The sequence below is a fragment of the Acidaminococcus sp. AM05-11 genome, assembly GCF_003472805.1.
Taxonomy (GTDB): Bacteria; Bacillota; Negativicutes; order Acidaminococcales; family Acidaminococcaceae; genus Acidaminococcus; species Acidaminococcus hominis.
Window position 1 is genome coordinate 122,710 of the sequence record NZ_QRMX01000005.1, and the last position, 26,522, is coordinate 149,231.

Consider the following 26,522-nt stretch of genomic DNA (forward strand, 5'->3'; position numbering starts at 1 on the left):
TAATGTAAAATGGCAGACAATCGGGCAATTTTTGTATACGGAGCAGGTATTAGCGGGCAAGGTGTGGCCGAAGTCCTGGCAGACCAGGGCGAGGAGGTCGTTTTATATAATGATACGGACGTGGATCTGGAACCGGAATGGTGCACTGCCTTTGGGGCAGTGGGCGGCCTGTTTATGACCGAAGTGGATCCCACCGATGAACTGAAAAGAAGTAAGCTGATGATCATCTCCCCGGGGATTCCCTTTACCACCGATACGGTGAAAAAAGCCAGGGAACTGGGCGTAGAAATCATCGGGGAAGCAGAAGAAGCCAGCCGGCTGTACAAAGGCAAATGGATTGGCATTACCGGTACCAACGGCAAGACCACAACCACCACGCTGGTGGGGGAAATGCTGGATACCCTGCCGGTAAAGACGGCGGTGGCCGGCAACATTGGCCGCTCTCTGTCCAAAGAGGTCATCAATCTGGACGCAGATTCCTACGTGGCTGCCGAACTGTCCAGCTTCCAGCTGGAAGGCGTCACCACCATGCGGGTGAACATTGCCCTGATTGTGAACATTACGCCGGACCATTTTGAACGCCATGGCAACATGGAAAACTACATTAACGCCAAGGCCAATATTTTTGCTCACCAACAGCCGGAGGACGTACTGATTTTGAACGCTGACGATGCCAACTGCGTGGCTCTGGCTCCCCGTGCCAAGGGCCGGGTGGTGTTCTTCAGCACCCAAAAACAGCTGGATGAAGGCGCCTATATTGAAGACGGCTGGTTCGTCCTGAACCTGGACGGCAAGAAGCAGCGGATTCTCCAGGTTTCCGACATGAAGATTTTCGGTTCCCACAACGAACAAAACGTGCTGGGAGCCCTGTGCTGCGCCTACTTTGCCGGCGTTACCCCGGAAAACATGGCCAAGGTCCTGAAGAACTTCCAAGGCGTGGAACACCGGCTGGAATACGTAACCACCATCAAGGGCGTACCCTACTACAACGATTCCAAGGCCACCAATACGGACTCCGCCGTGAAGGCCATGGAAGCCTTTAAGAACGGCCACGTAATCCTTTTGGCCGGCGGCCATGATAAGCTGACGGACCTGACCGAATTTATGCAGGTGGCAGCCCGCCAGACCGATGCCCTGATTCTTTTGGGCGAAGCCCGGCAGCGTTTCTACGAAGCCGCGGTGAAAAACGGCGTAAAGAACATCTATATGATTGACGGCAGTTTTGACGATGCCGTGAATAAAGCAGCCAGCCTGGCCCAGCCGCCGGAAGTGGTCCTCCTTTCTCCTGCCTGCTCGTCCTATGATATGTTTGACAACTATCCGCAGCGGGGGAGATATTTCAAGGAACTGGTCCGGAAACTGGAAAAACAGCAGGAAAACGCGTAGGAGGCTAGATTGTGAAAGTAATCCTTTCAGGCGGCGGCACGGGCGGTCATATCTACCCGGCGCTGACCATTGCTGATGCCATACGAGATTTGGAGCCCTCTGCGGAAATCACCTTCGTGGGAACCCGGAAGGGCCTGGAAAAAGATATCATTCCCCGGTACGGCTATCCCCTGGAATTTATTGAAGTGGCCGGGTTTGAGCGCCATTTGGGGCTAGGTACCCTGAAAAGCGCCGGAAAGTTGGTGGTGGGTCTCAGCGAGGCCTACCAGCTGCTGAACCGGATTAACCCCGACCTGGTCATCGGTACCGGCGGCTACGTGTGCGGCCCCATTTTGTTTTGGGCCGCCCTGAAGCGGGTACCCACGGCCATTCAGGAGCAGAATGCCATGCCCGGGGTAACCAACAAGATTCTCTCCCGGTTTGTGGATGAAGTCTTTTTGGGTTACAAGGAAGGGGCCCGGTACTTTGCGTCCCACGCCAAGAAAATCTTTACCGGCAACCCGGTGCGCAAGGAAATCCTTGTGGCCGAACGGTCTGCGGGAATTGCCAAATTTCAGCTGGACCCCAGCCGGAAAACCCTGCTGGTGTTTGGCGGCAGCCGGGGCGCCCGTTCCATCAACCAAAGCATGATTGCGGTGGAAAAGGCCCTAGCCGGCGACCGGCATATCCAGATTCTCCATGCCACCGGCCAGCAGGGGTACCAGAGCCATATTGAAGCCCTGGGAGAAAACCTGCTCAAGGCGGACAACCTGCACATTGTGCCCTACCTGCACGATATGCCCCTGGCCCTGGCGGCTGCGGACGTAGCCGTTTCCCGGGCCGGGGCCATTGGCCTGGCGGAACTGATGGTCAAGGGAATCCCGTCCATCTTGATTCCCTATCCCTACGCCACGGCCAACCATCAGGAATTTAACGCCCGTGCCCTGGCAGCCCTGGGGGCAGCCAAGGTGGTCCTGGACAAGGACCTTAGCGGAGAAATTTTGCTGCGGGAAGTAGAAAGTCTGCTGAAAGATGAAGAAGTCTTAGCCATGATGCATCGCAGCGCCTGCAAAGCAGGTATGCCTCAGGCAGCTGAAACCATTGCCCAGGAGGCGCTGGCTTTGGCAGAACGTGATAGGAGGAACGCATAGTGCTGGATTTGGATAAAATCAAAAATATACATTTTATCGGTATCGGCGGCGCCGGTATGAGTGCCCTGTCGTATGTTATGATCAAACGGGGCTACCAGGTTTCCGGCTCAGATGCCAAACCGGGCTACATGGCCACCAACCTGGCCAAAGAAGGGGCCCTGGTTTTCATCGGCCATTCTGCCTGCCAGATTGAACGGGCGGAAGTGGTGGTGGTTTCTACCGCCATCCATCCGGACAACCCTGAACTGGTGGAAGCCAAAAAAAGACAGGTACCGGTAATCCACAGAAGTGATGTGCTGGCCTATCTCATGAACAAACACAAGGGCGTGGCCGTAGCCGGCGCCCATGGCAAGACCACCACCAGCTCCATGCTCTCCTGCATTACCTGTGAAGGGGGCCTGGATCCCACCATCGTGGTAGGGGGCATCGTTAACAACCTGGGCAGCAATGCCGTCAACGGCAAAAGCGATTATGTGGTGGCAGAAGCCGACGAAAGCGACGGCTCCTTCCTGAAATTCCATCCCTACCTGGCGGTGATTACCAATATCGAAAATGACCACCTGGACCATTACGGCAGCGAAGAAAACATCCAGGCAGCCTTTGCCAAATTTGTGGAGCAGATTAAGGAAGACGGCAAGGCCATCTTGTGCTACGATAACGCCAAGGTCCGGGCCCTGGGAGAAAAGACCGGCAAGACCGTAATCTCCTACGGCATCGACAGCAAGGACGCCGATTACCGGGCAGAAAATATCGAATACGGCAAAAACGGCACCACCTATGATATCCTGTATAAGAACGAAGTCATCGGCAAGGGGCAGCTCATTGTCCCCGGCCGTCATAACGTATTAAACTCCCTGGGGGCCATTGCCGCCGCCCGGGAACTGGGTATCCCCCTGGAAAGCATTCTGGCCTCCCTGGCCCATTTCAGCGGTGCCAAGCGCCGTTTTGAAACCAAGGGCAAGGTTGGCGGCGTTTGGGTAGTGGACGACTACGCCCACCATCCCACGGAAATTGCCGTGACCTTAAAGGCTGCCCGGCAGACCCAGCCGGAACGACTGGTCTGCGTGTTCCAGCCCCACCGCTATACCCGGACCCAGCTTCTCCTGGACCAGTTTGCGGTGGCCTTCAAGGACTGTGATGAGCTGATCATCACCGACATCTACGCTGCCAGCGAAGACCCCATTCCCGGCGTCAGCGGGGAAATGCTGGCCCACAAGATTGCCGAAACCACCGGACAAAAGGTCCGTTATATTTCTGGGCAGGATAAAATCGAAGAAACCCTGGAACGGGAAGTTCGGCCAGGCGACCTGGTGATTACCATGGGCGCCGGGGACATCTACCGGCTGGGGGAGCAGTTAGTGCAAGCATTAGAACGGAGTGAAGCAAATGCGTAAAGAAGACAAAGTCGCAGTGGTTATGGGCGGTCCGTCCAAAGAAAGAGAAATTTCCTTTTTGACTGGCAACGCCATTTTGGCCGCTTTGCAGGAAAAGGGCTACAACGCCGTAGCCATCGACCTGGATCCGGCTCATTTTGTAGAGCAGCTGAAGGAAAGCGGCGCCAAGGTGGTCTTTAACGCCGTTCATGGACTGTACGGGGAAGACGGCCGGCTCCAGGGCGTCCTGGAAATGCTGGGCATTCCCTATACCGGTTCCGGGGTGCTGGCCAGCGCCCTGGCCATGGACAAGGCTTATACCAAGCACCTGTTTGAAAACAACCATGTGCCCACGGCCCGCTGCCTGTACCTGAACAAGCACGATGCCGTCAGCCCCAAGGAACAGATTCTCAAGGAACTGGGCCTGCCGGTAGTGGTAAAGCCGGTGGCCCAGGGCTCCAGCATTGGTGTAGTTATCGTTAAAAGCGAGGCTGAACTGGACAGCGCCCTGGAAGAAGCCTTCTCCTACGGTGACCGGGTACTGGCCGAAGCCTTCTTTAAAGGCAAGGAAGTGGCTGCCGGCGTCATGATGGGCGAGGATGGCAAGGCCATTCCCATGCCCCTGGTGCTCATTGAGCCCCACTCCGGCTCCTACGATTTCCATTCCAAGTACACCAAGGGCGCAACCACCTATACCTGCCCGGCACCTTTTTCCGAAGAAACCACGCAGAAGCTCCAGCAGGTGGCAGTGGCTGCCTATAACGCCCTGGGTTGCCACGGGGTTGCCCGGGTGGACCTGATGCTGGCTGACGATGGCAGCTGCATTGCCCTGGAAGTCAACTCCATTCCGGGGATGACCGCTACCAGCCTGATTCCCAAGGCTGCGGCTGCCATGGGGATTTCCTTCCCCGACCTGTGTGAAAAAATTCTGCTGACGGCTCATTAAAATGAACAAGCCAAAGGTTTTTCGCCCCCGGCTTCACACCAGAAAAAGCGGTCAGGAGGAAGCCCGGGAGAAACAACGAGAGCAGGCTCCCGTCCAGGAAGAACGGGCTTTCCAGCGGCAGCTGCGGGAAGCCCGGGAGGCACGGGAAGCCCGGGAACGCTGGCAGGAAGTAGAGCAGCGGGAGCGGGAAAAGAAGGCGGAGGAGGCAAACGCGCCTCGTAGCCGGACCACCTACCATGAACGGCGCCGCAATAAGCGCAGTACTCCTCCGGAGGAAAACCTGGAGCATTTGACCACCCGGCAGAGAATCCGGAAAAGACGCCGGCTGAACAAGGTGAAGCTCTTTCTCATGCTGGGCTCCATTCTGCTGCTAGTGGCCTCCTACGTGCTGCTGCACCAGCCCTGGCTGGCCTTTGGACGGCTGGACGTCCAGGGCAACAGCCGGGTGACCCGGGAAGAAATCAACCAGTGGGGGAATGTGCCCACGCCCCTGAACATCTTTAACGTGGACAAAAAAAGCCTGGCCAAAGCGCTGCAAAACGATTACCGGGTGGAATCCTCCTCCGTGTCCTACGGCTGGCCCAACGTGCTCCGGGTAGTAATCAAGGAGCGGCAGCCGGCCCTGTACGTAGCCTGCGAAGGAGGAGAATACGCCAAGCTAGACCGTACCGGCCACGTCATCGATTTGCAGCCCGGCATTCCTGACGACAGTGCGCCCTATGTATCCGGGTGCTATGTGGGCCAGGTGCAAAAGGGCGACGTAATCAAGAACCAGGACGTGCTGGGGCTTCTGGATTTTCTCAGCAAGCTGAAGCCCGACCTGAAGAAACGGATTACGGAAATTGCCATGGACGACCAGAAAAGCATCAAGATTTTCCTAGAAGGCGGTGTTCCCATTATTATCGGAACCTACCAGAACGGGGAAGAAAAAATGGATACGTTCATTGCCATCTGCCAGGAACTGGAGTCCAAAAAAATCAAAGCAAAATATATTGATCTGACCTACGACAAACCCTACGTGAAACTGCAATAAAGAATGGGGGACTTATGTTACTAAATGGAAAACGGGAAAAGTTCTTCTTATTTTTGGTCTGCCTGATTCTGGGCACCATGATTTCCACCCAATTCCGCAGTGCAGAAAATGCCAGGCACAACACCCTGAACCAGCAGCGGGCTGAGGATTTGGCCGAAAAGCTGCAAAATACGGAAAAAGAAAACAAGGTGCTGACGGAACGGCTGGAAAAACTGGAAGCCCAGGGCTCGGGAACCGACGCGAAAGTCCTGCAAAGCCTGAAGCTCAAGGCTGGGGAAACCCAGGTGCAGGGCCCCGGGGTCCTGGTAACCCTGGACGACAGTAAGGTGACCCCCAAAAACGGGGAAAACCCCAACCTGTACATTATCCATGACGACGACCTGCTGCGGCTCTTGAACGAGCTCAGGGCCGCTGGGGCAGAAGCACTGTCCATCAACGACGAGCGGCTCCTGGACGTTTCCGAGGTGCGCTGTGCCGGTCCTACGGTATCGGTGAACAACACCCGCTTTACCCCGCCCTACGTCATCCGAGCCATTGGGGACCCCAAGACCCTGGAAGGAGCGCTCCGGATGCGGGGCGGCGTGGTGGAAACCCTGAAATTCTGGGGCATCCAGGTGGACGTAGCCCAGAAGAAGGAAATCATCATTCCGGCCTTTAAGGGCACCCGGCATTTTGAATATGCCAAAGCGGTGGAAGGAGGCAAGTCATGATTTATGCAGTGGCTGGCCTGGCTCTGGGCATCGCCATCGGCGTGTACCTGCCGGTCTTTCCCCAAGCCTACGCCAAACTGGTGGCGGTGGCCTTTATGGCCTGCCTGGACGCAGCCTTCGGCGGTTTTCGTTCCGCCAAGGAAGGCCATTACAACAACAGCATCTTCATCAGCGGCTTTTTCGCCAACGGACTTTTTGCGGTTTTTCTCTGCTACTTTGGCATGAGATTGGGCATAGACCTGTATTATGTGGCGCTTATTGCCTTTGGCCTGAGGATTTTCAACAATATTGCGATCATTCGCCGGCTCTTCATGAAAAAGTAACGGAAAAAGTTGGCGTTTTGCATGAAAAGTGCGTGAAATATTACCTGTCAGATGATATACTATACAGTATAGTGTTATTTTAGAACTACTCAATCTTAGAAAGAAAATAGATTAGGAGGACCATGGTATGATGTTTGAGGCAGATAAGGATAAGCTGGATCAGCCCCTGGAAAAAATAAAGGTTATCGGTGTAGGCGGGGGCGGCAATAACGCCGTTGATCGTATGATCGAAGCCGGGTTGCAGGGGGTGGAATTTGTTGCTGTCAACTGCGACGCTCAGGCTCTGCAAAAATCCAGTGCGCCCACCAAGATTCAAATTGGTGAAGACGAAACGAGAGGCCTGGGAGCCGGTGCCAATCCTGAAGTAGGTGAAAAATCTGCCGAGGAATCCAAGGATGTACTGGCAGAAGTTGTAAAAGGTGCAGACATGGTCTTCATTACCGCTGGCATGGGCGGCGGTACCGGTACCGGTGCTGCTCATGTAGTGGCTGAAATGGCCAAAAATGCTGGTGCCCTGACCGTGGGCGTTGTAACGAAACCCTTCTCCTTCGAAGGCCGTCGTCGTTACAATGTAGCTGAACAAGGGATTGCCAACCTGAAAGCAAAAGTAGATGCGCTGATCACCATCCCCAACGACCGTTTGCTGCAGGTTGTAGACAAGAGAACTTCCATGAAAGATGCCTTCAAACTGGCCGATGACGTACTGCGTCAGGGCGTACAGGGCATCAGTGATTTGATTTCCGTTCCTGGCCTGATCAACGTTGACTTCAACGACGTAAAAGCCGTTATGAGCAACGCTGGCAGTGCTATGATGGGTATTGGTTCTTCCAAGGGTGACGAAGGCGCTGCTGCCGCTGCAGAAGCTGCTGTAAAGAGCCCGCTGCTGGACAGCACCATCGAAGGCGCCAAGGGCGTACTGCTGAACATCACCGGCGGCCCTAACCTGTCCCTGATGGACGTGAACGAAGCCAGCAAGATTATTACCGACGTGGTAGACCAAGATGCCATCATCATCTTCGGTGCCAACATTGACGAAAGCATGGAAGACGAAATCCGGGTAACCGTGATTGCCACCGGTATTGACGAAGGCAAAGGCTCCACCTCTGCCAGACCCCAAAGCTTTGTAAAACCGGAAACCCAGCAAAGCCGTTTCACCCAAAAAGCTGAATCTGCGGCTTCTGCTAAGGTAAGCTCCTTCACTTCTCCTTCTTCGGAGATTCCACCCTGGATTCGCAACAAATAAGCAGTAGAAGGGGGTGTAAGTTATGAAATGTCCATTCTGTTCTTACGGCGACAGCCGGGTAGTCGATTCCCGTTCTATTGATAATGGGGCATCCATCAGACGCAGAAGAGAATGTCCCAAATGTGGACGGCGTTTCACCACTTACGAAAAGTATGAACAAGTTCCCCTGCTGGTCATCAAAAAGGACGGCCGCCGGGAAATGTTCGACAACAAGAAACTTCTGGCCGGATTATTGCGGGCCTTTGAAAAGAGACCCTTCTCCTATGAGCAGATCCAGTCCCTGGCTTCCCAAATCGAAGGGGAACTGCGGGCCAGCGGAGAAAACGAAATCAAGTCCACCCAGATTGGCGAAACTGTCATGAAGTATCTGGAAAAGATTGACCAGATTGCCTACGTACGGTTTGCCTCTGTTTACCGGCAGTTTGCCGATGTGAACAGCTTCATGCAGGAAATTCAAAACATGCTGAAAAAGGGCGGTCCCGATACGGACAAGAAATAATCCGCCGGCAGTGCGGACAACCTGACTGCAAAAAGGCACAGCGCTTAGCGCTGTGCCTTTTTCTCATATGCAGTTTGGAATTAGTACAGTCCGGTTTTCACGTGGGGCACATAGGGTGCCTCCAAAGCTTTGATTTCTTCTTCGTCCAGGTGGATGGACAGGGCGCTTACCGCTTCTTCCACGTGCTGTACCGTGGTGCAGCCCACAATGGGAGCTGTAATAGAGGGCTTGGACAGAAGCCAGGCCAGGGCTTCCTGGGCCATGGAGCGTCCGTGTTTTTGGGCGACGGCAGCCAGGTTATCCACCACTTTTTTATCCTGCTCCTTGGTGGCATCCCACACCAGAGGGGAGACCGTATCCACCTTGGTCCTGGGGGTTATGGTGCCCCAGGGATGGGCACAGCGGCCGCCGGCCAGGGGACTCCAGGGCACCACGGCCATTTTCCGGTCTTGGCACAGGGGCAGGATTTCCCGTTCTTCTTCCCGGTAGATTAAATTGTACTGGGGCTGCAAGGATACAAACTGGGTCCAGCCGTGCTGGGCGGCCAGGTTTTGCAGCCGTTCCAGCTGCCAGGCAAAAATGGTGGAAGCACCAAGGTACCGGGCCTTGCCGCTTTTTACCACGTCGTGGAGGGCTTCCTGGGTCTCCTCCATGGGGGTATTGGGGTCCAGCCGGTGAATCTGGTACACATCCACGTAATCCAGCCCCAGACGTTCCAGACTGTGGTCGATTTCTGCCAGAATGTTCTTCCGGGACAGGCCGCCGCCATTGGGACGGCCGGGCCGCATGGCAAAATTCACCTTGGTGGCCACCACGATTTCATCCCGGTTCAGGCCAAATTCCCGAATGTAGCGGCCGGTATTTTCTTCGCTGCTGCCCATTTGGTACACATTCGCGGTATCAAAGTAATTGATGCCCAGTTCAAGGGCCCGGTGGAACAGGGGCTTGCCGGCTTCGTAGTCCAGCGCCCAGGGAAACAAACCATTTTCCGCACCGGGCTTTCCGAAGCTCATCATACCTAGACAAATCCGGGAAACCTCCATGCCGGTATTGCCAAACTTAACGTAGTCCATAACTGATTCTCCTTTTTATAGTGCCTGCATTTTTGCAGGACTTTTTCTTTTTTGACTTGTTCCGGAGCGATGCCCCAGGTACAATAAAAGCAATAACAATCAATGAATTGACAGGGAGGGACGTGTGTGAATACCAAACAGATGGAATATATTCTGGAGCTGGCCCGAACCGGCAACTTTAACCGGGCGGCGGAAAACCTTTATATTTCCCAGCCCACCCTGACCTACCAGATTAAATTGGCAGAGCAAGAAATCCGTTTCCGGCTGTTTGACCGTTCCGGCCGAGGGGCAGCTCTGACCCCAGCCGGGGAGCAGTTTGTCACTACCTTGCAGAATGTGATGACAGAACTGCGGATTGCCGTAGAGCAGGGACAGAACTTTGCGGCCCGATTCCAGGAGAATCTCCGGCTGGTAATGCCCATCCGTTCGGCGCTGTACTTTTTGCCCCAGGCCCTGGAGCGTTTCGAACAGGAGCATCCGGGGATTTCTGTAACCCCTGGCTTTGATTGGCATCGGGGCATCGAAGCATTTCTTAAAGGCGAGTACGATATCTGCTTTGCCTACCAGGGGGATGTGCGCCATCTGCCAGATGTGCAGCTGCATCCTCTGTTTGACAGCAAGATTTATCTGGTGACCCGGCAGGATGACCCACTGGCCCAAAAAACGCGAATTACGGAGCAGGACCTGGCAGATCGGACCCTGATGGTGGGCGGCCCTTCCCAGGACCCCCTGCGTCAGGTCCAGCGCCGGGTGGTGGAGCATACCGGCTGCCAATATTTCAACAGTGAAAGCCACGACATGTCCCTGACCTATGTGGCCTCCCAGCGGGGAATCGTGCTGTCCCCAGGGTTTCTCAACGACCATACTGGGGCCTTTGCCTGGATACCCTTTGACTGTCCGGAAACCCTGCCCTGCGTGCTGTGTACCCACAAGGAGGACCGCCGCACCAGTGTCTGGCAGTTTGTTGCCCTGCTCCAGGAGCTGTACGCCGGGCAGCCGGATTTTCCCTGCTAAGCCTGTTTTAGGCCGCAGGCCCTGGCCCAGTCCAGCAGCTGCTTTTCTGAAGCATCTACGGCGGCTCCCTGAATAGCCAGGCTCTGGCCCAGACGGGCGCCCTTGCAGGCCTTTAGCAGATCCTTTGCGGCGTGGCCCAGGCCAGAGCCCTCGTGGGTCAGCAGGGGATAAATGGTTTTTCCGGTAAAGTCCAGCATTTCCACCTGGGTAAAGATTGCCATAGGGTAGGTGCCCCACCAGCAGGGCCCCGCAATTACCACCTTGTCGTAGGCGGAAATATCCGTCAGGGGCTGTAAAATCGCCGGCCGGGCGCCAGTGTGCAGCTCCTCCAGGGCCTGTTGGGTGCAGGTGTGATAATCCGTACTGTAGGGTTTCACCGTTTCCACCTGAAAGGTGTCGGCGCCGGTGGCCTTTGCCAGGTATTGGATGGCCTTTTTGGTCTGCCCAACCGGCAGGGAAACAATCCGGCCGTTCACGTAGTTTTCCCCTGACCGGGAATAGTAGAGAAGCAAGGTTTTACTCATAGGAATCATCCTTTCTTGGAACCGGCTAAGGGGCCGGGAATGGTTGGTTGTTTTTTGGATTACTTGTATTGTAGGCTAGTAGATACTTATAAATCAAATTGAAATATTGGATAATCAATTTAAAAATTTAATCGTAGTGCGGAAAATCATTTCTGCTGCACTGTCTAAGGAGGATATTATGCTGCTTCAGTTTTCCAAATCCGAGGAACGGGTTTTTTCAGCTATGAATGGGGGTACAGGAGAAGTGGCTGCCCAGCTATTGCCCTATCCGGGCGGCAAGGTCATTGCCTCCCGGCTGCTGCCGGGAGCGTCCATTGGGCTCCACCGCCACGAAACCAGTACGGATATCAACTTTGTCCTGTCCGGCACGGGCACCGCCCTGTGTGATGGAGTGGAGGAGCCCCTGACTCCGGGCTGCTGCCATATCTGCCCTAAGGGTTCTTCCCACAGCCTGACCAATACAGGGAGCCAGGACCTGGTGCTGCTGACAGTTGTTGTAGAAGGGTAAGAGAAGTACAGCCTGTATAGGCGCACCCGGTCATGCCCCTGCCAATTGAACCCCACGGCCTACCTCCCAAAGTACCCGGTTTTTCTTTTTCTTTCTTTTATATTGTTATGATATAATATACATAATAGGAAGTTGTCCTTGTTTTTTGTAAAGCGAGGTGATGGGTATGGGGAAGTTGTTCCGGGCTTTGGCGAGCTTCGTGTTTGTTCTAGGACTCATTGGCGGGGCTTTGATGGACCTCCTTTGTCTGCTGCCGCTGCTGCTTTTGGCGCTGGGGGTTGAATTAGTGGCGATGTATATTCTCGCCTCGATTTTTGTGTCTCCCGAGCATGCTGGGACAGTGGCCGTCGTCCTTACGGTACTCATGGTGGTTTTTGCACTCATCTACGCCTGGGCGGAGGACCATCAAGACCAGTTGTTTTGATAGCTGCTGTTGTTCCAACAGGTGCACTCTAAAACAAAACACCCCTGAAGAAATGCCAGGCATTTCTTCAGGGGTGTTTTGTTTTATTTTAACTTTGCGGTTCAAATTTTTCAAAAGCCTGGTTGGCTTCCAGCCAGTTCTTGGCCAGGGGCAGCAGCCGGCGGCCATTGTCCGTTAGATCCGCCCGGCGGATTCCCTTGCTGCGCAGCACCAGTTCTGCACCCACCTGCCGTTCCAGGGCTTTCAGCCGATAGCTCACCGTGGCTTGGGATACGTATAAAAGCTTGGAGGCCTTGCTGATATTCCGTACGGTTGCTACAGTCAAAAACGTTTCTACCAATTCCTTATCCATAAGGTGCGCCTCCTAGTATACTTTGTACCCGGTGGGAAGGAAGCCTTCTCCTGGCCCCAGATCAGCAACTGGAGATGCTTTGTGTGATTTGAACAGGACCAGGAAGTGCGCTTCATTCTTAAAACAGAGGGTAAAATGGATTTCAATTCCCCCTAATTTGGGGGATTGGGAACTATTATAGCGAAACGGCAATTTTTCTGCAAAAGACTGTAGGAATCAACAGCTTTCTTTAGAAATAATGTTAGTATAATGCGTACAGATAGCAGTGCTTATTGCCTGGCAGCAGGGGGCGTGAAGCGGCTATTTTGGGTTGGAAACGATTTGTTGTTTATCATTTGATGCGGAAGAGAAGGAAGAAATTTGGTATACCTATAGTGAAGCCTGGGGCAGGGTTTCCCCGGAGCAGAGCTGCATCAGGCGCTCCGGCTCCAGGATGGTGATGGTCTTTCGTTTGGTTTCGATAATGCCCAGGTGGCGCAGCTGGGTCAGCCCCCGGCTCACGTTGATCAGGCTGACGCCCAGGGTATCCGCCAGTTCTTCCTGGGTCAGGTCCTGGAGCATATTCCGCCGGCCCACTTCGCTGAGCTTTAGCAGGTACAGCAGGTTGCACAGCCGGACAAAGGAGCTGTTGTATTCCTGGTGGGCGCCATCGTAGATTAACAGGTTGGTGTAGGAGGAGAACCAGTCGATGACCCGGCGCACCAGGGCCGGATTGGCTTCAAACAGCTGGGCGAACTGGGCCTGGGTAAATTCGTAGGCCTGGACATGGGTCATGGCCCGGCTCAGCAGGGATTCTTCAATCTTGTAGTGCAGGTAATGGAAGCCAGGGAAAATAGTTCCCCCTGCATGAAAGGAGAGAATCTTCCGGTGGCCGTTTTCGTGGATCAGGTAGTTTTCCACTACGCCGCTTCTGATGTAGTGAATCCGGTCAAAGGGTTCGCCCGGTTCCCACAGGTAGTCCCCTTTGCGAAAGGAAACATCCTTGTGGGGCGCTGCGGCAAAATACCCTTCCAGGCTGCGAAAGTCATCAGCAAAAATGTATTTGGGAGTCCATTCCATCGTTGTTCACCTCAGTATATACTGAGATTTATTTTACCATTTTTGGAGGCGAAAAAATGAACGAAATTTTGGCGTGCATCAAACAGCGCCGGAGCATCCGGAAATTTAAACCGGACCTGATTCCCTGCGAGGACATGGATGCCATCATCGAGGCCGGCCTGTACGCCGCCAGCGGCATGGGCAAGCAGGCCACCAAGATTATTGCGGTCACCAATAAAAAGGTCCGGGATGAACTTAGCGACCTGAACCGGCAAATCGGAGGCTGGAAGCCGGGCTTTGATCCTTTCTACGGAGCCCCGGTGGTGCTTATTGTCCTGGGGGACAAAAGCTGGGTGAACCATGTGTACGACGGCAGCTTGGTAATGGGCAACCTGATGCTGGCTGCCCAGGCCCTGGGCATTGGCAGCTGCTGGATTCACCGGGCCAAGGAAGAATTTGAACTGCCCTACGGCCAGGAGCTTCTGCAAAAACTGGGTATCCAGGGGGAATGGGAAGGCATCGGCCACTGCGTGCTGGGCTATCCGGAAGGCCCCTTGCCTGAGGCCCCGGCCCGGAAACCGGACCGGGTGTATTATATTGAATAGGAGGCATTACGCATGAAGGTACTGGTGATTACCGGCAGCCCTCATCGGCAGGGCTGCTCGAATTGTCTGGCTGAGCAGGCCATGGCCGGCGCTCAGGCAGCAGGGCACAGCCTGGAACGGGTGGATGCGGCTTTTGCCAATATACATCCCTGTATTGGCTGCAATCATTGCGAAAGCGGCAAGCATCCCTGCATCTACCAAGATGATATGACGGCGATTTATCCCAAAATTGAAAGGGCGGAGGCTCTGATTTATGCTACACCCTTATATTACCATGCTGCATCGGCCCAGTTTCTTACCCTTATCGACCGTTACCATGGCATTGATGCCCATATTCGCGGAACCCACAAAAAATGCATTCTTCTGGTAACCGGTTCCAATCCGGACCCTTCCTATATGGATGGTATGCGTATCTGGTTCCAGACGGATATGCGCTATTTGGGGTGGCAGGCTGCCGGCGCTGTCTATGCCCACGGCTGCACAACTGCGGCCCAGCTGAAGGAAACGGCTTTTGCCCAGGAAGCCTATCGGTTAGGTTATACTTTATAAAAACGTTTTTTAGGGAAGCACAACGCAAGAGGAGGAATTTTCCATGCAGTACAAAGTAAAAGTCACGGTAATCGACAAGAAGCTGTACCCGGAGCTTCAGGAGGCCTATTGCGCAGACCCCCAGTCCGGGGCTTGTCCCTGCTACAATGTGGGGGATACCTTCGTATTTGAGCGATATGGCCTACAGGACGATTTCTGGCATATGGGGCTGAATACCTTGAAGGAAACCCAAGGAACGGCAGCCGGGGTGGCCGGCGGTCCGGCTATGCCCCATTGCTCCGAGGCTTGGGATGCCATCAGCCGGTACATCTACACCGGCCTGCAAGGGGGCTCCATTATGCGGGGCTGGATGCGGGACGAGCACCAGATGATTGCCTGCTGCTCCGATGGCACCCGTCCGGTTATCTTTAAAATCGAGCGTTTGGACTACAAGCTGGTGAAGCTGCCCCAGGGGGACCTGACAAAGGCAGCGGCTGCCCTGGGAAGCGTGCCCGGGGTACAGCAAGCCACGGTGCGGGAAGACCTGGGAGCCGTGGAAGTGTATATGGACCGGAACCAGGAAGTGGGCGATGAAGCCCTGCGTCAGGCTCTGGAGGGCAGATCCGTTACCATTGAATAACCTGCAAAAGAAAAACGACCTATTCTGCACTTGGCAGAACAGGCCGTTTTTCTTTTTGGCGGACAATTTAGCACTGCTTTTTTTAGTGGCGATTTCCCCGATTTTGCACCTTGAAAGTACTCCGTCAGTCCCTGCACTTGGCAGAACAGGCCGTTTTTCCTTCTGGTGGACAATTTAGCACTACTTTCTTTTTGGCGTTTCCCCCGATTCCGCACCCTGGAAGTACTCCGTCAGTTCCTTCAGGAGAATCTTCAGGGCGTAGGACTGGGTTTTGTGTTTTTTGGTCAGGCAGCAGATTTCACTGTCAAAATGGGGAATCTGCACCAGGGTAATGGGGGGCTGTTCCTTTTGCAGGGCCTGGTATTCCCGGTTCATCTGGGCGGCAAACTGGGCAAAGGAGAAGGAATAGCCTAGCCCCCGCAGGGTCAGCTTGGTGACGGTTTCCAGGTCGTGGATGGAGTACAGGGGCCGGGGGTTGATGCCCAGCTGATAAAAGAAGGAATCCCCGTTGTTTTTGATGGCCGAATGGATCATCTGGAGAAAGGGTTCCTGGACCAACAGGTCCATAAGCCGGCCCGGGTCCAGCTGCTCCACGGACAGTACGGCGGGCTTTTTGCCGGCGAGCTGCGGGAAGTAGCCTGTGAGCAGCTTTTGGGGCAGCAATAGGCAGAAGGGGTCCCGGTACAGCAGCTGCCGCTCTATATGGCTGGCGGCCGTCCGGGAGGTGGCTACCAGCACATCCAGGGTATCGTCCTGGAGCTGTTCTTCCAGCTGCCGGTAGCCGTCCACCAGGAGGGTCAGGTCAATATGGGGATACTTCTGGTAGAACTGGGGCAGAAAGTCCGGGAGAATCAGCCGGGAGCGGATAGGGGTGATGCCCAGGGTAATATGCCCCCGCAGGTTCTGGGCCACCTCATCCAGGGTATCGGTCAGCTTGTTTTCCAGGGCCAGCATTTCCCGGGCGTAGGTGACCATGCAGTGACCTGCATCTGTCAGCTGGAGATGGGGACCCCGGAGGAAAAACTGGGTATGGTATTCCTTTTCCAGCCGCTGGATGGCCGAGCTCAAGGTCTGCTGGGAAATAAACAGCTTTTTGGCGGCCTGGGTCATGTTCCGTTCTTCCGCCGTGGTCAAAAAATAAAGCAAACTCCGCTGGTTCATGGGTCCTCCTATCCACAGAATTTTATCTGTGATAATTGACTATAATTAACTGTTTTACACTGTAGCTTGCAAACAGTATACTAAATATATAGAAAAATCGCAAGACTTTCCACAAGAAGGAGCAGAACCATGGAATTACAAGAAAAGAATGGACAGGTAGGGTTTCGCTACCGGACTTGCAGCGGCACGTGCAGCAGCAAGGCACTGAAGGCCCTGGAACCCTACGGAGTATGCAATCTGGCAGACGGCACCCACGGTTTTTATGTGCTGACCCCGGCCATCCACAGCCTGGGGGTGTATCGGAAGGTCATTGGACCCGCAGTGACGGTGGAAATTCCCCCGGGAGATAACCTGATGGTCCACAAGGCCATGGCCCTGATTCAGCCGGGAGCGGTGCTGGTCATCAAGATTACCGGCGAGGGCTGTGCGTCCGCCTGCGGCGGCATTATGCTCCGGCGGATGCAGCGGCTGGGCATTCAGGCCGTCATTGTGGACGGCTACGTAAGAGACCTGGACGAGCTGCTGCAAACGGATATGCCGGTATTTGCCCGGGGGCTGATGCCTGCCGGCTGCAAAAAGAACGGCCTGGGGCAGATCAATTACCCCATTGCCTGCGGGGGCGTGGTTGTCCGGCCCGGGGATATCATCGTAGCAGACCGGGACGGAGTGATTTGCCTGCCGGAAGAAGATGTGCAGGAAGTGGCCCAACGGGCCGCCGAGAAGCTCCAAAAGGAAGCCCAGGCCCTGAAGAACATCGCAGAAGGACACCTGGTTATGGAGAACGTGGACGAAATCCTGGCCCAGCGGGGATTAAAACAGCTGGGAGGCAAGGAGGGGTAAGCATGGGCGTACTGGCGAACATAAAACAAGGAAAACCTTCTTTTGGCCTGAACCTGGCCCTGACGGACCCGGTGGTGCTGGAATATGCCAAGCTGGCCGGTTACGATTTTGTCCGGCTGGACTGTGAGCATATCCTCTACGACTACAGCACCCTTGGAGAAATGCTCCGGCTGGGCAGAGCCTTGAATATTGACGTGCAGCTGCGGCTGGCGGACCCGGCACAGGCGGGGCCTCTGCTGGATATGGGGGCCACAGCCCTGATGTTTCCCCATGTGAGCAGTGCCCTGGAGGCCAAACGGATTGTGGAGCTGACCAAGTTCCCACCCTTGGGGGACCGGGGCCTTACCGGGGCCAGCCGGGTGGTACAGCTCAGCGGGCTTACCACCAGCGCCTACCAGGCCCAGGCCAACACCAAGGTGTACAATATCATCCAAATTGAAAGCAAGGAAGCCCTGGAACGGATCGACGAAATCCTGTCCGTGCCGGGTATTGATTTGGTGGCCACCGGCCGCAACGACCTGTCCCAGTCCCTGGGGGTACCGGGGCAGAAGAACCATCCCAAGGTTTTGGACGCAGAAAACACCATCATCCGCAAGACCTTGGACTACGGCAAGACGCCCACCATTTTGTGCAAAAGCCAGAAGCGGTATGCAGAACTGCTGGAGCAGGGCGTGCGCTGCTTTTCCGTAGGCAGGGATGACAGCCTGCTGAAAACCGCCCTGGAAACCCAACTGCAAAAATTCACGCAGCCCTGTCAGGAATAACGGAGGAATCAATTATGGAAATTGGGATTGGCATCTGGGCCTTCTTGGCCTACATTGGATTTATCCTTATTTGGAACCTGGTGGTGAAACGGAAATTGGCGGAAGCCATGATGATTTCCTGGATCATCGTCTGCCTGCTCCACGGCCTGGACAAGGCACCGGCGGCCCTTTGGAGTTCCTTCCTGAGAGGCACCCGTACGTCTTCCTGTCTGTCGCCTATTTTGTTTGTAGGCATGGCAGCCCTGATGGAAGAAACCAATATCATCGGCCGGCTTATTGATATTTTGAACTCCCTGATTGGACGCCTGCGGGGCGGCCCGGCGTACATTTCCGTACTGGCCAGCGCCCTCATGGGGCTGATTTCCGGCTCCACCGCAGCCAACGCCGCCACCGTAGGGAGCATTACCATTCCCTGGATGATGGAAACCGGCTGGAGCGCCGACATGGCCGCCATCATGAACTCCGGCAATGCTGGCCTGGGGGTATCCCTGCCGCCCAGCACGTCCATGTTCCTGATGCTGGGCTTTGCAGATGTGGCGGCCTATACCACCACCGGGGACGTGTACATTGCCGTTCTCTGCACCGGCCTTTACGGGGTGCTGTACCGGCTGCTGTTGACCTCGTACTTCATCCGCCGGTACCACATTGAAGCCCTGAAAGAAGAAGACGTGCCCAACTTCTGGACCACCATCAAGGAAAAATGGGGCTCCCTGATTATCTTCGTAGGGGTTATGATTCCCCTGCTGCTGACCACCGGCCCCATTTCCCAAATGCTGCGGCACAGCCATTTTGGCGCCAAGGGCGTCAAAGCCATCGACATCATCATCTGGGTGCCGGTGCTGATCATCCTGGGGGTGCTGTTTGAAGGCAGAAAACACCTGCCCCACGACGCCGCCGGCTGGAAGGGCTTCTTTAAGCCCCTGGCCAAAAAGTTTTTCAACGTGGCCCCCATTATCATGTTCGCCATGTGCGGCTCCGAAGCCCTGAGCTCCATCGGCTTCGGCCACGACGTATCCGTTTTCATGAACGCTTTGGGCCTGAGCAAGGTACTGACCATTCTCCTGCTGGTAGTGGTGGTAGAATGCGTGGTAGGCCCCCTGAATGCCTCCGCCGCTACCATGGCTCTGGGCCCCATGTGCTTCCTGTGCCTGAAGGATGCAGGCGTAGCCCCGGCCACCGCCGTAGCCGTCTTCCTGATGCTGGTGTCCAACCAGGGCGCCATTCCTCCCAGCTCCTCGGCCATCTACATTTCCTGCGGCATTTCCGGCAGTGACGTCACCCGGACCTTCAGCAAGCTCATGTGTAACTACGCCATACCCATTGCCTGCATCGCTGCCCTGATCGCCCTGGGCATTCTGCCCGTTATCAGTTAGGAGGCTGCCATGAAAACCTTGAACCCGCTTTTACTCACCATATTTTATATCTTCCTGGCCCTGACCTTCGGCTGCGCCATCTTCATCGTAATGGGCCAAGCCGTGGCCATCGTTACCAGTAACCCTGGCCTGGCCGTCTGGTGCAAAAAACTCATTGCCTTGAACGCCCGCTTCGGTGCCGGCCTGTCCATTACTACCCTGATTATGGGGTATCTGAACGGCTGGATGAAGGGGAAGAAGGAAGGGTAAGGGAAAAAAGTAAATAGCAAGGACCTGTGGAAAAGAGGTAATCCTCTTCGCCACAGGTCCTTTTTTGTGTAGCGCATTACCGATGATGCAGCAAAAATTACCGATGGTTTGTCGGCAGCAGGATTCGGGAACATTACGGTTAAGTAGGATAGAAGTATTCCTGTCAAAGGAGGTGAATTCATGCAAAAATTTCGCTGGAAAACCTTGAACCAGGAAGGGCAGACGATAACCGGAGAAATGTATGCCGGCAGCCAGGCAGAAGCAGGGCAGAAATTGCTTTTGACCTATCCCTATGTACTGGAACTGAAGCCCGTTTTCCAATGGAAACTGGGGTTGGGCAGGCGGAGAAACCTTACCGACCTGGAACGGGAAACCCTGTACAGGCAATTGGCCATCCTTCTGGAAGGGGGTATTCCAATTCTGAGAGCGGTCCACGTACTGGGCCTGGGCAAAAGCCAGAAACTCCAGGATTTGTGCCAGGCCCTGGAACAGGATCTTCAGGCGGGCTTTTCCCTTTCCCAGACTTTGCAGAAACATTGGCAGCAGGCGGGAAGCTTGGCACCCAAGTTGGTGGCAGCGGGGGAAGAAAGTGGCAAGGTGCCGGAAACGCTTCAGGGTTTGGCAGATTTCTATGGGGAACAGCGGGAAAACAAGAAAGCGGTGATTCAGGCCTGTATGTATCCAGGACTGGTTTTTCTGCTTTCCTTATGCATTGCCCTGTATTTTGCCTGGGCTATATTGCCCATTTTTATGGACGTGTACCAGCTGATGCGGCTGGAACCAACACCGCTTCTTGTGGGAGTCCTGAACCTGCGGAATCTGGCGGCAGAGTATCCTCCCCTGGTTTTCCTCTTTCTAGCAGGACTGGGCTGGTGCGGCACCCAATTGCTGCAGGGAAAAGGCGGTTTTTGGCACAAACTGCCCATTTTGGCTTCCCTCTACCATGATCTGTGGGAAGTTCGCTACAGCCGGCTGCTTTCCCTGCTTTTGGCTAGCGGCTTGACGTTGGATAAGGCCCTTACCGCCGCAGGAGCTATCCTGCCGGAGGAGAAACTGCGCACTGTAAGCCGACAGCTGGAGCAGGAGGTCATTGCAGGTATGTCCCTTCATGGTGCCAGCGAAAATCATCCCCAATTTTTTGGGTCGTTGACCCGGGAATTTATTGCCATTGGGGAAGAAAGCGGCAAATTGCCGGAAATGCTGGGAGAGGCGGCAGCCCTTATGGAAAAAGAACTGCGGAGCCGGCTGAAGAACCTGAAGACATTGCTGGAACCCTGCTTGCTACTGCTGCTTGCAGGGGGGAGTGCCGCACTTTTGTATCTTGTACTGTCCCCCATGTACACCATTATGAATCGCTTGCCCGCTCAATTTTGAAAGGAGATTAAGAAACTTATGCTGCAGAACCAATTCGATTCCAAAGAAACCCAAAATTTTCAACAGACTACACTTGTAAATACACCCAAAAAGAAAAGAAAGAAATCTCCCGGTTTCACCCTGATTGAAGTCATTGCTGTAATGGCCATTATCGGGGTCATGGCGGCTGCCCTGATGCCCAGTGTAGAATCTGCCATGAACAAGTCCAAGGATACCCAGTTGGTGAGCAATCTGTCGCTGCTGGACAGCGGCGCCAAAATCTACACCATTGAGAACGGCAAGGCTCCCACTAGCCTTCAGGAATTGGTGGATAAAAAATATGTGCCCGACAAGAACTATGAAGGAATAACGTATTCCGCAGGTACAGAAGGTGGCAGTGCTTCCTTTACGGGCACGTTAAGCAGCGGGGAAAAGGTCAGCAGTACGGACCTGGGCCTGCGTACCCCCAGTGGCAATTCCCTATGAGCTGCGGTGCCCGGAAAAGCCCGGGCTTTGTGATGCTGGACCTGCTTTTGGGGCTAAGCCTGTACCTTACCCTGGCCTTTTTCTGCCTGCCTCTGTTTTCCAGCATCAGTGAATTGAGTAAGGCTGTCAAACTGAACTTGGCTTCTCAAGCTATGAGTACCTTTGCCTCTACTGCCCAGCAAAAGGTCATGTACCAGCACGAGGGAATTCTCTGGCTAAAGCGGAATTGGCAGAACCCGAAGGAGCTTCAAATTGGCCAGCAGTACCAGGTCCAGCGGCAGATTTCCATGGCAGAATTGGGGCTGGGAGACTTCGAAGCCAAGTCCTTTAACACGAGCTTTATCCGCAGCGGCAATGCCACTGGCTATATACATGTTGCCCACCGGACGGACCCGGGGTACAGCCGGATGCTGATTTTTCAGCCTGTAACAGGACGGATGGTTTATGCAGATCCATGAAAAAGCCGCAGGCTTTATCCTTTTGGATGTATTGTGGGCTACTGTGCTGGCAGGGCTTTTGGCTGTGCTGGGCCTGGAAACCTGGGCGGTAACTGCCAAAATGCTGGAGCGGTATCAGCGTCTCCAGGCGGCTGCCCGTTTGGCCCGGGAAGCGGTCTGGAATGTGGAAGACGGACTGCCGGTTCCGGCAGAACGGGAGGGCCTGACGCTGCAGGTGACCCAGCGCGCAATGGCGGGTTTTGACCAGCCCCAGGTGCTGTATCAGATTGACGTGCTGGAGCAGGACGGAAGGAGGTACTTCACCTATTATGCGTTTGGGAAAAAGTAGGGGCAGTCTCCTTTTGGAAAGCTATATTGCCCTGGGATTTTTTATGCTTATTACGGCGGGAATTCTTCAATTTGGCGGCCGGCTGGTGCAGCTGTTTGCTGCTCAATACGGTCAGTGGGAACTGGAACGGGCAGCCCAGGACCTGGAAGCACGAGTGGGTAGCCATTTAGAGTTTGCTGTGGACCGGGTGGAAATCCACCCTTCCTTGACTGGCTCTAGAAATGGGATTGCTACGTATGGCCATTTGCAGCCCCTGAAACGCAGCTATTACCTGAACCACCCCATGAAGAATCCCCAACAGCAGCTGCTGTATATGGCCTCCTGGGTGAATTCCACCCGGCCGGGGGCGAATCCGCTCTTGGCTCCTCAGCTGGAAATAGAAGACCTGAAGGTGGAAAAGACGGGGCCTAACCGGCTGCGGTGGCGTCTGTTGCTCAGCTATCCTGCCACCGGGCAGAAAAAGCAGGTGGAGGAGGTCTTTCGCTATGGCAATTACTAATGGAAAAAGTACCGGCATGGTGTCCCTGCTGTTCCTGTATCTGTTTGCGGCCTTTGCCGGCATTCTGTATGCCCTAAAGCAGGTTACCTTCCAGGAGGTGGATGCCCTGGTCTACCGGGAGCAAAGCCGGCAGTGGGCGGAGTTGCTCAGCAGTTTCTGCCGCAGCAGGAATGGACTTCCTCTGAATCGGGAGAACAGCATTAAGGAACTGCCGCCTATGGGGTTTCCGGGGTCTCCGGACCAATTCCAAATCCGGGTAAAAACCTGGCAGAGGGGCGTGCAGCTGCGTATGGAATATGCTAGCCTGCACCGGCTCAACCGGGGCCTTCTGATGGATGGAGCCCGGTATGAAATCCGGCCGGTGGGGAAAAACCTGGAGGTGGAGTATCCTGTGGGCCAGATTCGGGACAAAAATTCCGGGCTGGGTCTTTTGGGAATGTCCGCAGTGGATTTTGCCCACGCCATTACCAGTCCTATGCCGCCCCAGGCTAGGCTGGAACAGCCGCTGGAACCCTATCTGTACCAAACGCCCAGCCGTAAGCCCATTACGTATACCAAGGCGGTGCTGCGGGGCAGCGGGGTGCTGGTACCCCAGGGAGCTCTGACCTTTAGCAACGGCTTTCGGGTGGAAGGGGATTTTCGGATCTATTGCGGCGGCTCTCTGACTCTGGGTGAAGGAGTCTATATGGACAAGGTGCTGCTGTATTCGGCCGGGGCCATGAAAATCGGAAAAAATTCACATATCAATGGTATAATAGTCTCCGACGGCATTGTGGAGCTGGGGGAAAACGTCACCTACACGGAGGACCGCAGTGTTTTGCAGCCGTTTCTCACGAGATATTTATTATAACAGGAGGATTTTCATGAAAAAACTGTTGACGCTGTTTGCTGCTTTCTTATTCTGTCTGCCGGAAACGGTGCTGGCTTTTGGGCACACCACGGTGCTCCAGGAGCATTATGCCGACGGCAATGCAGAGGGCGTGGTTCCCTATGTGGACGGCCTGAAGGAGCAATATCTGGAAAACAATCTGAATCATGTGATCAAGGAAAAGGCCAATGCCCTGGGCAAGGAGGCCGGGGGCAAGGCGGTGCTGTCCTACCAGATTACGGTGAACCGGCCTACGCTGTTTAGTGTAATCCTGAAGGCGGAAGGGGACAAGACGGTCTACGACGGCCTGAATCTGGACACCACCAGCGGCAAGGAGGTGGAACCTCGGGATCTGCTCTATACCAATACGGCGGAGTATACGGAAAAGCTCCTGGGCAAGGATTTTGTCTTTGGGGAAAACGGGATTCTGCTGCCGGCGGCTCCGGGGGGCGCGTATACCACCAGTGTACCCTATGCGTCCCTGGTAAAATCCATCAATGTGGCGGAGGGGGCCCGGCTCCTGACCAGCTATAAGCTGACCCAGGACGCTGCGGACAAGACCCTGGTACTGCACCCGGGGGAATTGGTGGCGCTGTACCTGGATGCCAATCCTACCACGGGCAATACCTGGCAGCTCCTTGACCAAAGCAGCCAGGGGGGCTTTGCCAATCTGGGCCATTCCTTCTACCTGCCCATGGTGAACGAATCCGGCCAAAATGGTTCTCCCGGCAGCACAATTTTGTTCCTGAGCTTTACCCAGGCCGGGGACTACAAGATAAAGGCTGAGTATGCCAAAACGTTAAACCTGCCGTTGAAAGATATTGTATTCAATTTTAAGGTAATTTAAGAGCAATATAAGCAAAAGCTGTCCAGCCAATTGAAAATAGTTTACCAAGGCGCGTCTGCGGACGCGTCTTTTTGTATAAGGGGGATATTTCAGCATTGAACTTAATAAAAATACAAGAAACGGGGAAATATGTCCCAAACCGGGGTAAAATGAAAGATTCTGAAAAAATGAACTTCGTCAACCGTAATTGACAAAGGCACAGTTATAGGATAAAATTATACACATATTAATATATTTAATATTAAAATAACATGAAACTGTTGAATATCTGAAAATTCAGTGCTATACTAATGTTGTCGCTAAGAGATATAGCGAAGCATATTCGAAAATAAGCGTACATTAATTAAACGAAATCCATAGCCTACTGGGGTGACTGAATCCAAGGCTTACGGGGAGAAGCCTCCAGGGGATCCATGGACTCAGATTGAGGGAGGAATGATTTTATGACAAAAGCAGATATCCAAGAAACCTACGGTTTGTTTATTAACGGCGAATTTGTTCCTGCGTCCGACGGCGCTACTTTTGATGCCCATAACCCGGCCAACGGGGAGCATTTGGCTTACTTTGCCGAAGCTACCAAAGAAGACGTGGACAAGGCCGTCAAGGCTGCCAGAGCTGCCCTGCCTGCCTGGGGCAGAACTTCCCCCATTGAACGGCAGAACGTGCTGCTGAAGATTGCTGATATTATCGATGCCAACCTGGACCATCTGGCCCTGGTAGAAACCCTGGATAACGGCAAACCCATTCGGGAAACCAAGGCTGCCGATATTCCTCTGGGCTCCGACCACTTCCGGTATTTCGCCGGCTGCCTGAGAGCCTGGGAAGGTTCCGCCAATATGCTGGATGACAACACCATGTCCCTGATTCTCCACGAACCGGTAGGCGTGGTAGGCCAGGTCATTCCCTGGAACTTCCCGTTCACCATGGCCTGCTGGAAATTGGCTCCTGCCCTGGCCGCTGGTGACACGGTGGTCATCAAACCGTCCTCCCATACCTCTCTATCCCTGATGGAACTGGTACGGCTGATCAAGGACGTAGTACCCAAAGGCGTTATCAACGTTATCACCGGCAAGGGTTCCAAATCCGGCCAATGGATTCTGGACCACCCGGATCTGGACAAACTGGCCTTCACCGGTTCTACCGAAGTGGGCCGGGGCGTATACCAGGCTGCCTGCGACAAATTGATTCCGGCTACCCTGGAATTGGGCGGCAAATCCGCCAACATCGTCTTTGATGATGCGGATATGACCCAAGCCATTGACGGCGCCTGCAAGGGCATTCTGTTCAACCAAGGCCAGGTTTGCTGCGCTGGTTCCCGGCTGTTTGTACAGGAAGGCATTTTCGATGAATTCCTGAAACATTTGAAAGCCACCTTCGAAGCGGTGAAGATTGGCGATCCTACGGATCCTACCACCCAATTGGGTGCCCAAATCTATAAAGCCCAGCAGGATAAGGTCCTGAACTACGTGAAATTGGGCGTAGAAGAAGGCTGCCAGCTGATTACCGGCGGTGAAAAATACACCGAAAACGGCTGCGATAAGGGCTTCTTCATGAAACCCACCATCCTGGTGGCCAACTCCAACGCTGACCGGGTATGCCAGGAAGAAATCTTTGGACCTGTGGTTGTGGTACAAAAATTCAAGACCGTGGACGAAGTTATCAAACTGGCCAACGACAGCGATTATGGCCTGGGCGGCGCCGTATTCAGCAGCAACATCAATACGGCTTTGAAAGTAGCCCGCAGCGTACGCACCGGCCGTATGTGGGTCAACACCTACAATGACCTGCCTGCCGGCGCTCCCTTCGGCGGCTACAAACTGTCCGGTATCGGCAGAGAAACCCATAAGGTGATTTTGAACCACTACAGCCAGATCAAGAACATCCTGATCAACCTGCGGCCTGGCCCCAGCGGGATGTATGATGTGAAATAAAAGCCTTTAACAAACT

General features: G+C 54.4%; 31 protein-coding genes and 1 pseudogene. 27 read left to right on the forward strand and 5 right to left on the reverse strand.

The genetic code is table 11. The features are described 5' to 3' along the window. Window positions 1–9 precede the first annotated feature (9 nt). The 9 genes from murD to nrdR all read left to right on the forward strand — a co-directional run bounded on the left by murD (window position 10) and on the right by nrdR (window position 8,643). A complete protein-coding gene (murD, locus tag DW089_RS04595) occupies window positions 10–1,386 on the forward strand; it encodes a UDP-N-acetylmuramoyl-L-alanine--D-glutamate ligase (RefSeq protein ID WP_118286859.1) in 1,377 nt (458 codons plus the stop codon). 11 nt (window positions 1,387–1,397) lie between these two features. Beyond that, the gene (gene murG / locus DW089_RS04600) at window positions 1,398–2,516 is read left to right on the forward strand and encodes an undecaprenyldiphospho-muramoylpentapeptide beta-N-acetylglucosaminyltransferase (RefSeq protein ID WP_118286860.1); all 1,119 of its coding nucleotides are present in this window, start codon (window positions 1,398–1,400) and stop codon (window positions 2,514–2,516) included. Continuing rightward, window positions 2,516–3,910: a UDP-N-acetylmuramate--L-alanine ligase gene (gene murC, locus DW089_RS04605; protein WP_105327236.1), complete on the forward strand. Its 1,395-nt coding sequence runs from the start codon at window positions 2,516–2,518 to the stop codon at window positions 3,908–3,910. The genes murG and murC overlap by 1 nt, the downstream gene beginning before the upstream one ends. Next, window positions 3,903–4,835, forward strand: a complete 933-nt coding sequence (locus tag DW089_RS04610; protein ID WP_105327237.1) for a D-alanine--D-alanine ligase — start codon at window positions 3,903–3,905, stop codon at window positions 4,833–4,835. The genes murC and DW089_RS04610 overlap by 8 nt, the downstream gene beginning before the upstream one ends. 1 nt (window position 4,836) lies before the next feature. Then, entirely contained in the window at window positions 4,837–5,868 is a 1,032-nt protein-coding gene (locus DW089_RS04615) for a cell division protein FtsQ/DivIB (protein WP_105327238.1), read from the forward strand. Between the two features lie 14 nt (window positions 5,869–5,882). Further along, window positions 5,883–6,578: a DUF881 domain-containing protein gene (locus DW089_RS04620; protein ID WP_105327239.1), complete on the forward strand. Its 696-nt coding sequence runs from the start codon at window positions 5,883–5,885 to the stop codon at window positions 6,576–6,578. After that, the gene (locus tag DW089_RS04625; RefSeq protein ID WP_105327240.1) at window positions 6,575–6,901 is read left to right on the forward strand and encodes a small basic family protein; all 327 of its coding nucleotides are present in this window, start codon (window positions 6,575–6,577) and stop codon (window positions 6,899–6,901) included. The genes DW089_RS04620 and DW089_RS04625 overlap by 4 nt, the downstream gene beginning before the upstream one ends. Window positions 6,902–7,031: 130 nt before the next feature. Beyond that, window positions 7,032–8,144 carry a cell division protein FtsZ gene (ftsZ, locus tag DW089_RS04630; protein WP_105327452.1) on the forward strand — a complete coding sequence of 371 codons (1,113 nt, stop codon included), beginning with the start codon at window positions 7,032–7,034 and terminating at the stop codon, window positions 8,142–8,144. A gap of 22 nt (window positions 8,145–8,166) precedes the next feature. Then, window positions 8,167–8,643 carry a transcriptional regulator NrdR gene (nrdR, locus tag DW089_RS04635; RefSeq protein WP_105327241.1) on the forward strand — a complete coding sequence of 159 codons (477 nt, stop codon included), beginning with the start codon at window positions 8,167–8,169 and terminating at the stop codon, window positions 8,641–8,643. Window positions 8,644–8,723: 80 nt separating this feature from the next. On the opposite strand, the gene DW089_RS04640 is transcribed toward nrdR, so the two are convergent. Further along, window positions 8,724–9,716 carry an aldo/keto reductase gene (locus DW089_RS04640; protein WP_105327242.1) on the reverse strand — a complete coding sequence of 331 codons (993 nt, stop codon included), beginning with the start codon at window positions 9,714–9,716 and terminating at the stop codon, window positions 8,724–8,726. Between the two features lie 126 nt (window positions 9,717–9,842). Between DW089_RS04640 and DW089_RS04645 the strand changes: the two genes are divergently transcribed. Then, a complete protein-coding gene (locus DW089_RS04645; RefSeq protein WP_118286861.1) occupies window positions 9,843–10,730 on the forward strand; it encodes a LysR family transcriptional regulator in 888 nt (295 codons plus the stop codon). Here the strand turns inward: DW089_RS04645 and DW089_RS04650 are convergent. After that, window positions 10,727–11,254 carry a flavodoxin gene (locus DW089_RS04650; RefSeq protein WP_105327244.1) on the reverse strand — a complete coding sequence of 176 codons (528 nt, stop codon included), beginning with the start codon at window positions 11,252–11,254 and terminating at the stop codon, window positions 10,727–10,729. The two genes, DW089_RS04645 and DW089_RS04650, sit on opposite strands and share 4 nt — an antisense overlap. Before the next feature lie 178 nt (window positions 11,255–11,432). On the opposite strand from DW089_RS04650, the gene DW089_RS04655 reads away from it, so the two are divergent. Both DW089_RS04655 and DW089_RS04660 read left to right on the forward strand, forming a co-directional pair. After that, on the forward strand, window positions 11,433–11,762 hold the full coding sequence (locus DW089_RS04655) for a cupin domain-containing protein (protein ID WP_105327245.1): 330 nt from the start codon (window positions 11,433–11,435) through the stop codon (window positions 11,760–11,762). 166 nt (window positions 11,763–11,928) lie between these two features. After that, entirely contained in the window at window positions 11,929–12,186 is a 258-nt protein-coding gene (locus DW089_RS04660) for a hypothetical protein (protein ID WP_118286862.1), read from the forward strand. Between the two features lie 88 nt (window positions 12,187–12,274). Here the strand turns inward: DW089_RS04660 and DW089_RS04665 are convergent, their stop codons facing one another. Together DW089_RS04665 and DW089_RS04670 are read right to left on the reverse strand one after the other, a co-directional pair. After that, entirely contained in the window at window positions 12,275–12,538 is a 264-nt protein-coding gene (locus tag DW089_RS04665) for a LysR family transcriptional regulator (RefSeq protein ID WP_105327247.1), read from the reverse strand. A 369-nt stretch (window positions 12,539–12,907) separates the two neighbouring features. Then, a complete protein-coding gene (locus tag DW089_RS04670; RefSeq protein WP_118286863.1) occupies window positions 12,908–13,597 on the reverse strand; it encodes a Crp/Fnr family transcriptional regulator in 690 nt (229 codons plus the stop codon). A gap of 56 nt (window positions 13,598–13,653) precedes the next feature. Here DW089_RS04670 and DW089_RS04675 point away from each other — a divergent pair, with 56 nt between their 5' ends. From DW089_RS04675 to DW089_RS04685, 3 genes and pseudogenes are all read left to right on the forward strand, one after another. Next, a complete protein-coding gene (locus tag DW089_RS04675) occupies window positions 13,654–14,181 on the forward strand; it encodes a nitroreductase (protein ID WP_105327453.1) in 528 nt (175 codons plus the stop codon). Between the two features lie 12 nt (window positions 14,182–14,193). Beyond that, window positions 14,194–14,730, forward strand: a complete 537-nt coding sequence (locus tag DW089_RS04680; RefSeq protein ID WP_118286864.1) for a flavodoxin family protein — start codon at window positions 14,194–14,196, stop codon at window positions 14,728–14,730. A gap of 43 nt (window positions 14,731–14,773) precedes the next feature. Beyond that, window positions 14,774–15,163: pseudogene (locus tag DW089_RS04685) on the forward strand (TIGR04076 family protein); the annotation flags it as partial. Window positions 15,164–15,529: 366 nt separating this feature from the next. Here DW089_RS04685 and DW089_RS04690 read toward each other — a convergent pair. After that, a complete protein-coding gene (locus tag DW089_RS04690; RefSeq protein WP_105327251.1) occupies window positions 15,530–16,510 on the reverse strand; it encodes a LysR family transcriptional regulator in 981 nt (326 codons plus the stop codon). A 129-nt stretch (window positions 16,511–16,639) separates the two neighbouring features. Here DW089_RS04690 and DW089_RS04695 point away from each other — a divergent pair, with 129 nt between their 5' ends. From DW089_RS04695 to DW089_RS04750, 12 genes are all read left to right on the forward strand, one after another. Further along, window positions 16,640–17,350 (forward strand): RraA family protein, encoded by a 711-nt coding sequence (locus DW089_RS04695; RefSeq protein WP_118286865.1) that lies wholly within the window; start codon window positions 16,640–16,642, stop codon window positions 17,348–17,350. 2 nt (window positions 17,351–17,352) lie between these two features. Next, entirely contained in the window at window positions 17,353–18,114 is a 762-nt protein-coding gene (locus tag DW089_RS04700; protein ID WP_118286866.1) for an HpcH/HpaI aldolase/citrate lyase family protein, read from the forward strand. A gap of 14 nt (window positions 18,115–18,128) precedes the next feature. Then, window positions 18,129–19,487 carry a TRAP transporter large permease subunit gene (locus DW089_RS04705; RefSeq protein WP_118286867.1) on the forward strand — a complete coding sequence of 453 codons (1,359 nt, stop codon included), beginning with the start codon at window positions 18,129–18,131 and terminating at the stop codon, window positions 19,485–19,487. Window positions 19,488–19,496: 9 nt separating this feature from the next. Further along, window positions 19,497–19,736 (forward strand): hypothetical protein, encoded by a 240-nt coding sequence (locus DW089_RS04710; protein ID WP_105327255.1) that lies wholly within the window; start codon window positions 19,497–19,499, stop codon window positions 19,734–19,736. Between the two features lie 180 nt (window positions 19,737–19,916). Beyond that, entirely contained in the window at window positions 19,917–21,110 is a 1,194-nt protein-coding gene (locus DW089_RS04715) for a type II secretion system F family protein (protein ID WP_105327256.1), read from the forward strand. 18 nt (window positions 21,111–21,128) lie between these two features. Next, window positions 21,129–21,575, forward strand: coding sequence for a type II secretion system protein (locus DW089_RS04720; protein WP_105327257.1), 447 nt, complete (start codon window positions 21,129–21,131; stop codon window positions 21,573–21,575). Next, window positions 21,572–22,033: a hypothetical protein gene (locus DW089_RS04725; RefSeq protein ID WP_105327258.1), complete on the forward strand. Its 462-nt coding sequence runs from the start codon at window positions 21,572–21,574 to the stop codon at window positions 22,031–22,033. Before DW089_RS04720 ends, DW089_RS04725 begins: the two co-directional genes overlap by 4 nt. Beyond that, a complete protein-coding gene (locus DW089_RS04730; RefSeq protein ID WP_105327259.1) occupies window positions 22,020–22,361 on the forward strand; it encodes a hypothetical protein in 342 nt (113 codons plus the stop codon). Before DW089_RS04725 ends, DW089_RS04730 begins: the two co-directional genes overlap by 14 nt. After that, a complete protein-coding gene (locus DW089_RS04735) occupies window positions 22,342–22,860 on the forward strand; it encodes a hypothetical protein (protein WP_105327260.1) in 519 nt (172 codons plus the stop codon). Before DW089_RS04730 ends, DW089_RS04735 begins: the two co-directional genes overlap by 20 nt. Next, entirely contained in the window at window positions 22,847–23,710 is an 864-nt protein-coding gene (locus DW089_RS04740) for a hypothetical protein (RefSeq protein ID WP_105327261.1), read from the forward strand. The genes DW089_RS04735 and DW089_RS04740 overlap by 14 nt, the downstream gene beginning before the upstream one ends. A 13-nt stretch (window positions 23,711–23,723) precedes the next feature. After that, on the forward strand, window positions 23,724–24,575 hold the full coding sequence (locus tag DW089_RS04745; protein ID WP_105327262.1) for a protease inhibitor I42 family protein: 852 nt from the start codon (window positions 23,724–23,726) through the stop codon (window positions 24,573–24,575). Window positions 24,576–25,018: 443 nt separating this feature from the next. Beyond that, window positions 25,019–26,506: an aldehyde dehydrogenase family protein gene (locus DW089_RS04750; protein WP_118286869.1), complete on the forward strand. Its 1,488-nt coding sequence runs from the start codon at window positions 25,019–25,021 to the stop codon at window positions 26,504–26,506. Window positions 26,507–26,522: the final 16 nt, after the last annotated feature.

Excerpts from the sequence above, each read along its gene's own strand:
- DW089_RS04695 (WP_118286865.1), top strand. The coding sequence starts at position 16,640 with ATGGAATTACAAGAAAAGAATGGACAGGTAGGGTTTCGCTACCGGACT.
- DW089_RS04720 (WP_105327257.1), top strand. The coding sequence starts at position 21,129 with ATGCTGCAGAACCAATTCGATTCCAAAGAAACCCAAAATTTTCAACAG.
- DW089_RS04615 (WP_105327238.1), top strand. The coding sequence starts at position 4,837 with ATGAACAAGCCAAAGGTTTTTCGCCCCCGGCTTCACACCAGAAAAAGC.
- DW089_RS04660 (WP_118286862.1), top strand. The coding sequence starts at position 11,929 with ATGGGGAAGTTGTTCCGGGCTTTGGCGAGCTTCGTGTTTGTTCTAGGA.
- DW089_RS04715 (WP_105327256.1), top strand. The coding sequence starts at position 19,917 with ATGCAAAAATTTCGCTGGAAAACCTTGAACCAGGAAGGGCAGACGATA.
- DW089_RS04740 (WP_105327261.1), top strand. The coding sequence starts at position 22,847 with ATGGCAATTACTAATGGAAAAAGTACCGGCATGGTGTCCCTGCTGTTC.
- ftsZ (WP_105327452.1), top strand. The coding sequence starts at position 7,032 with ATGTTTGAGGCAGATAAGGATAAGCTGGATCAGCCCCTGGAAAAAATA.
- DW089_RS04725 (WP_105327258.1), top strand. The coding sequence starts at position 21,572 with ATGAGCTGCGGTGCCCGGAAAAGCCCGGGCTTTGTGATGCTGGACCTG.
- nrdR (WP_105327241.1), top strand. The coding sequence starts at position 8,167 with ATGAAATGTCCATTCTGTTCTTACGGCGACAGCCGGGTAGTCGATTCC.
- DW089_RS04625 (WP_105327240.1), top strand. The coding sequence starts at position 6,575 with ATGATTTATGCAGTGGCTGGCCTGGCTCTGGGCATCGCCATCGGCGTG.
- DW089_RS04710 (WP_105327255.1), top strand. The coding sequence starts at position 19,497 with ATGAAAACCTTGAACCCGCTTTTACTCACCATATTTTATATCTTCCTG.
- DW089_RS04675 (WP_105327453.1), top strand. The coding sequence starts at position 13,654 with ATGAACGAAATTTTGGCGTGCATCAAACAGCGCCGGAGCATCCGGAAA.
- DW089_RS04640 (WP_105327242.1), bottom strand. The coding sequence starts at position 9,716 with ATGGACTACGTTAAGTTTGGCAATACCGGCATGGAGGTTTCCCGGATT.
- DW089_RS04655 (WP_105327245.1), top strand. The coding sequence starts at position 11,433 with ATGCTGCTTCAGTTTTCCAAATCCGAGGAACGGGTTTTTTCAGCTATG.
- DW089_RS04610 (WP_105327237.1), top strand. The coding sequence starts at position 3,903 with ATGCGTAAAGAAGACAAAGTCGCAGTGGTTATGGGCGGTCCGTCCAAA.
- DW089_RS04620 (WP_105327239.1), top strand. The coding sequence starts at position 5,883 with ATGTTACTAAATGGAAAACGGGAAAAGTTCTTCTTATTTTTGGTCTGC.
- DW089_RS04750 (WP_118286869.1), top strand. The coding sequence starts at position 25,019 with ATGACAAAAGCAGATATCCAAGAAACCTACGGTTTGTTTATTAACGGC.
- DW089_RS04745 (WP_105327262.1), top strand. The coding sequence starts at position 23,724 with ATGAAAAAACTGTTGACGCTGTTTGCTGCTTTCTTATTCTGTCTGCCG.
- DW089_RS04735 (WP_105327260.1), top strand. The coding sequence starts at position 22,342 with ATGCGTTTGGGAAAAAGTAGGGGCAGTCTCCTTTTGGAAAGCTATATT.
- DW089_RS04705 (WP_118286867.1), top strand. The coding sequence starts at position 18,129 with ATGGAAATTGGGATTGGCATCTGGGCCTTCTTGGCCTACATTGGATTT.
- DW089_RS04670 (WP_118286863.1), bottom strand. The coding sequence starts at position 13,597 with ATGGAATGGACTCCCAAATACATTTTTGCTGATGACTTTCGCAGCCTG.
- DW089_RS04665 (WP_105327247.1), bottom strand. The coding sequence starts at position 12,538 with ATGGATAAGGAATTGGTAGAAACGTTTTTGACTGTAGCAACCGTACGG.
- murD (WP_118286859.1), top strand. The coding sequence starts at position 10 with ATGGCAGACAATCGGGCAATTTTTGTATACGGAGCAGGTATTAGCGGG.
- DW089_RS04700 (WP_118286866.1), top strand. The coding sequence starts at position 17,353 with ATGGGCGTACTGGCGAACATAAAACAAGGAAAACCTTCTTTTGGCCTG.
- DW089_RS04690 (WP_105327251.1), bottom strand. The coding sequence starts at position 16,510 with ATGAACCAGCGGAGTTTGCTTTATTTTTTGACCACGGCGGAAGAACGG.
- DW089_RS04650 (WP_105327244.1), bottom strand. The coding sequence starts at position 11,254 with ATGAGTAAAACCTTGCTTCTCTACTATTCCCGGTCAGGGGAAAACTAC.
- DW089_RS04730 (WP_105327259.1), top strand. The coding sequence starts at position 22,020 with ATGCAGATCCATGAAAAAGCCGCAGGCTTTATCCTTTTGGATGTATTG.
- DW089_RS04680 (WP_118286864.1), top strand. The coding sequence starts at position 14,194 with ATGAAGGTACTGGTGATTACCGGCAGCCCTCATCGGCAGGGCTGCTCG.